This is a genomic window from Acidiphilium sp. (assembly GCF_049977125.1).
Lineage (GTDB): Bacteria > Pseudomonadota > Alphaproteobacteria > Acetobacterales > Acetobacteraceae > Acidiphilium.
Genome location: NZ_JBMFGY010000118.1, coordinates 1 through 5,000, shown reverse-complemented (window position 1 = coordinate 5,000; position 5,000 = coordinate 1). Strand labels below are relative to the sequence as shown.

Annotated in this window: 5 protein-coding genes; 4 read left to right on the top strand and 1 reads right to left on the bottom strand. The window is 63.0% G+C overall.

Annotated elements, in window-relative coordinates; all coding sequences use genetic code 11:
• The first annotated feature begins 101 nt into the window (after positions 1-101).
• Genes ACP5E6_RS14235 through flgH form a run of 4 tightly spaced genes read left to right on the top strand, consistent with a single transcriptional unit; the run spans position 102 to position 3,472 of the window.
• Positions 102-845 (top strand): flagellar hook-basal body complex protein, encoded by a 744-nt coding sequence (locus tag ACP5E6_RS14235; RefSeq protein ID WP_427954995.1) that lies wholly within the window; start codon positions 102-104, stop codon positions 843-845.
• 41 nt (positions 846-886) lie between these two features.
• On the top strand, positions 887-1,669 hold the full coding sequence (gene flgG, locus ACP5E6_RS14230; protein ID WP_427954994.1) for a flagellar basal-body rod protein FlgG: 783 nt from the start codon (positions 887-889) through the stop codon (positions 1,667-1,669).
• A 7-nt stretch (positions 1,670-1,676) separates the two neighbouring features.
• The gene (flgA, locus tag ACP5E6_RS14225; protein WP_427954993.1) at positions 1,677-2,699 is read left to right on the top strand and encodes a flagellar basal body P-ring formation chaperone FlgA; all 1,023 of its coding nucleotides are present in this window, start codon (positions 1,677-1,679) and stop codon (positions 2,697-2,699) included.
• Positions 2,696-3,472, top strand: coding sequence for a flagellar basal body L-ring protein FlgH (gene flgH, locus ACP5E6_RS14220; RefSeq protein WP_427954991.1), 777 nt, complete (start codon positions 2,696-2,698; stop codon positions 3,470-3,472). The genes flgA and flgH overlap by 4 nt, the downstream gene beginning before the upstream one ends.
• Positions 3,473-3,506: 34 nt before the next feature.
• Here the strand turns inward: flgH and ACP5E6_RS14215 are convergent.
• On the bottom strand, positions 3,507-5,000 hold a 1,494-nt coding region (locus ACP5E6_RS14215; RefSeq protein ID WP_427954990.1), incomplete at its 5' end, for a beta strand repeat-containing protein.

Genomic DNA, 5,000 nt, shown 5'->3' with positions numbered 1-5,000 from the left:
GGGCGCAAAAAAACTTCCCAAGTTTAGGTCGTTCTTAACAATTCGTCTGCATTATCCCCTGAGCCAAGACGGCGTTTCGTCCCAAAACGGTGACAGGATCAATGGATAACACGACGAGCATTATTCTCTCGCGCATGATCACCGCCTCGCGAACGGTGGATGTGATCGCGAACAATATTGCGAATGTCTCAACGCCCGGTTACGAGGCGCTGCATCTGCAATCAGCCGCGTGGATCGACCGGATGCGCGGCGTCACCACCCCTCCGGGCGGCGCCACCCTGGCCTACACCCAGGCGACCGGCACATGGCGGGACACCAAGCCCGGCCCGATCCACCAGACCGGCAACCCGCTCGATCTGGCCCTGCCCGGCGGCGGCTATTTCACCGTGCAGACCCCGAACGGCCCCCGCCTGACGCGGGATGGGCGGTTTGGACTCCTGCCGGATGGCACGATCGCCAACGCGTCGGGCGATGCACTGCTCGATCCCGCCGGCCAGCCGATCACGATCCCGCCCCAAAGCGGCTCGCTCAGCATCGCGTCGGACGGCACGATCAGCACGGCGCAGGGCATCGTCGGGCAGGTCGGCGTCGTCACCGTCACCGACCCGCAGGGATTAACCGACCAGGGCGGCAATCTTCTGAAATCGGCCTCCGCCCCGATTCCGAGCGCGAACCCCAACATCGTTCAAGGGGCGCTCGAGGGATCGAATGTGCAGCCGATCGTCGAGATCACCAAAATGATCCAGGCGAGCCAGAATTTCCGCATGATCGCCCAGTTCATCACGGCCGAACAATCACGCAACCAGTCCGCCATCAGCAAAATCCTCGGCGCGACGACCAGCTGATGTCCACGATCACTTTCGAGATCATTTTACGGAGAGTCTAAATGCGCGCACTCGATATCGCGGCGACTGGTATGCAGGCACAACAGACGAATGTTGAAGTCATCGCCAACAATATCGCCAACATGACCACCACCGGCTACCAGCGGCAGCGCGTCGAGTTTCAGGATCTGCTCTACCAGGATCTGCGGCGCGCCGGCTCCAACAGTTCCGATGCCGGAACCATCGTGCCCTCGGGCACGCAGATCGGGCTCGGCGTCAAGACGGCCGCGATCTACCGCATCGATCAACAGGGCAATCTGCAACAGACCAACAATTCGCTGGACCTCGCCATCTCCGGCAACGGCTGGTTCCAGGTGACCCTGCCCTCAGGGCAAACCGCCTACACGCGTGATGGCACCTTCGGCCTGTCGCCGAACGGTGAAATCGTAACGGCGGATGGTTTTGTCGTGCAACCCGGGATTCAGATTCCGGCCAACGCAACCAACGTGACGATCAACGCATCCGGGCAGGTGCAAGCCAGCATCTCGGGACAGACAACGCCCCAAACCGTCGGACAATTGCAGCTTGCCGCCTTCCCGAACGATGCCGGACTCGAAGCCCAGGGCGGCAATCTCTTCATCCAGACCGCCGCCTCCGGCGATCCGGTCACCGCATCGCCGAGTTCACCGGGTTTTGGCTCCGTTCAGCAGGGCTTCGTCGAGAATTCCAACGTCAACGTGGTCAGCGAAATCACCAACCTCATCACGGCGCAGCGCGCCTATGAAATGAACAGTCAGGTCATCACGACATCCAACCAGATGATGAACACCCTCGTTCAGCTGTAACAAACCGATGTATCCGTCAATCCGATCCGCCGCCCTGACCATCGTTGCACTCTTCATCCTGTCCCCGGCACCTGGATACGCCCAGTCCCCGCAGGGCACGGGCATGGGGGCGCCGACCGCGCGGACCCTGGTGTCGATCGATCGTCCCGTCGTGAAGCTGAAGGACATTTTCGATCATGCCGGGCCGGATGCGGATGCAACGCTGGGCCCCGCCCCATCGCCCGGCACGCGTTTCACGGTCGGCGCCCGGCAACTCGCGGCCATCGCCACCCAATATGGTGTCGCCTGGCAGCCGGACGGCGGCGATCAGGCCGTGATCATCGAGCGTACCGGCGTGCCGATCGCCAAGGCAACGATCAAGCCGGTCCTCCAACGGGCCTTGCGCAAGGCGGGCGGCCCAAGCCACATCGTGTTGAACTTCAGCGACGCACAACTACCGATGATCCCGCCGAACGCAAATCCCGAGATCATCGTCAACCGAATCGCCCTCGACCGCAGCACCGGCAATTTCGGCGCAACAATTCTGATCACGGCGCCGACGATGAACCCCGTCAGCGCGACCATCGCCGGCATCGCCACCCCGGCGGTCGAGGCGGTGGTCGCCACCCATAATCTGTTTCCCGGTGAAATTCTGACCCCGCAGGATCTGGAATTATCCTGGGTCGCGCGGAATGCCCTGCCGCATCAGGCGATCGTCAATCCGCTCGAAGCAGTCGGCATGCAGGTGGTGCGGGCGGTGTCGCGCGGCGCCGCCCTGAATAATCGGGTCATCACGAGTCCCATGCTGATCGCCCGTGGCGCGACGGTTAGTCTCGCCGTCGACATGCCGGGTCTCGAGGTCACGGCGCGCGGAATTGCCCTGGCGGCGGGCGGCGACGGCGGGGTCATCCCGGTCATGAACCCGACATCGCACGAAATCGTTCAAGCGGTGATCGACGGGCCCGATCACGCCCATGTCGTTCCCGGCAGCATGCCGACCAGAAGCCGCGGCATGACCCCTTATTATAACATGATCGGCAATCAACCGTGATCGACGATCCGCGAAGCGCCGCCCTTCTGGCCCGCACCGGCCGATTCGCCTGCCTTACCGTCATGATCTCGACCCTGTCGGGTTGCGGCGCCTTCTCGAATCTTGCGTATGTCGGCCACGCGCCCCCAATGTCCCCGATCACCAACCCAACGGCCGCGGCCACTTGGCGTCCCGTGAGTATGCCGATGCCACCACTCCACGAAGCGCCCACCGCGCCAGATAGCCTATGGCGGCGCGGCGCGCGTGCGTTCTTCAAGGATCAACGGGCCTCGCGCGTCGGCGACATCATCACCATCACCGTCAACATCAACGACGACGCGACGCTGAAGGACCAAACGACCTTGGGTCGAACCAGTTCGGAATCGCTCGGCGTGCCAAACCTGTTCGGGCTGGAGAGCGTCATCCCACGCGTTCTGGGCAAAGGCGTCAACCCGTCGAGCCTCGTCTCACTCTCCGGCGCCGGCAACTCAACCGGCACCGGCCAGATCCAGCGCAACGAAAGCGTCGCGCTCTCTCTGGCGGGCGAAATCACCCAGGTCCTGCCGGACGGTAATTTCGTCGTCGTCGCCCGCCAGGAAATGCGGGTGAACGACGAGCTGCGCGTCCTGACGGTATCGGGCATCTGTCGCCCGCAGGATATTGCGAGCAACAACACGATCCAGGCCGACCAACTGGCCGAAGCCCGCATTTCCTATGGCGGTCGCGGCCTGATCAGCGGTCAGCAATCCCCCCGTGTCGGTCAACAGATTCTCGACGACATTGTTCCGTTCTGACCAACACGAAGGGTTACCGACCTTGGTTTCCGGATCACGTCAGGTTCATGGTGATTTTCGTGCCATCCGTGAGGGTGAGATGATCACTGCTCGACCCGTAGGACGCCGTGAGAATACCATTGAACTGGGTTCGCGCCGAATTGAAATCATTGATGGTGATCGACCCTCCGACCGAGACGCTGGACGCGTTGAAGTAATCAATCCCGCTCCCCTCATTGATCGTCAGATTACCACCACCGCTCACAATCTGCGCATTCCCGGACGTTTGGTTGATGATCGTGTTGCCGATCCCTCCCGTGAAGGTCAACGTCCCGCTACCGCCGTTGAGCGTCATATTCCCCGAACCGGCAACGATCTTATCGGCGCCCGCGCCTTCCACCAAGGTGATCGCGCCCGATCCACCCGTAATATCGATCCCCCCTGCCCCGCTGGTCGCGCTCACCGCGCCGGCCCCGCCCAGGATCGTGCTCGTCCCGCTGCCGCCCACAAAACTGAGCTGTCCCCCGCCTGCCTTGACGAGACCACCACCTGCCATCGTGACCATATCCGTCCCGGTGCTGAAAACCGTATCGGCATTGGCGAGGTTGAGTTTATTGACCACATTCGCAGCGGTCGTGATCACGTCATGGCCACCCTGATCGGTCATGGTGATGCCACCGCTCCCCCCCGTGATCGTGTTACCCCCCGCCTGATCGGACAGCACGACGGCCGAGGCGCCGCCGACAAAACTCTGCCCCGCCTGATCGAGGGCAACGATCTGCGGCTGCGACAACGATGGCGCAATCCCCGCCGTCGCCGTCGTCGTGCTCACGCTGGCCGACACCGTATCGCTGTAATTCAGCTGCACAATCTGCCCGTCAACCAGATCGAGCGTACCGCCCGCCGCATTGAACGAGGCCGAGCGCAGATAATCGTTATTGGCAAACCCGGTATAATTGATCGGGTCCTTCCCGAACCCGAACCCGTTGATCACCACCGTGCTGGCGCTATTGGTATTGGTCACGTCGATGTAATCAAAGCCGCTGCCGGCGTTGATCGTCGTATTACCGCTCCCCGTAATGAGTTCGGCGTTGCTCGCGGTTTTGCGTTGATCGATCACCGCGGCTCCCCCCGCGCCGATGAACTCGAACACCGCCGCCCCGCCGGTCACCGATATCGCACCGGCGCCGCCCGCGATCGAATCGAATCCCGCGCTCCCAACCTGAACGGTCGCGGCACCCGCACCGGCAACGATGATACTCTGTTGCGCATTACCGCTGATCGTCGCACTTCCGGTCACGCCCGCCCCACCGGCGATGGTCGTGGTTACCGGCGCAACCGGCGGGGGCGCCGCCGTGATCACCCCCGTGCCACCGCTCGGCGATGATGTCCCGCCGCTCCCGGCCGTGGTCTCGCTCCCGCCGCCCGAAACCGATGTCCCCCCCGCAACACTCGTCCCCCCCGAACCGCCGGCCACGGTGCCGAGCGCCTGGTTCTGCTGCTGAAACCACCCGCTGCTGATGCTCGCGCCGCCCACCACCTCGATCGT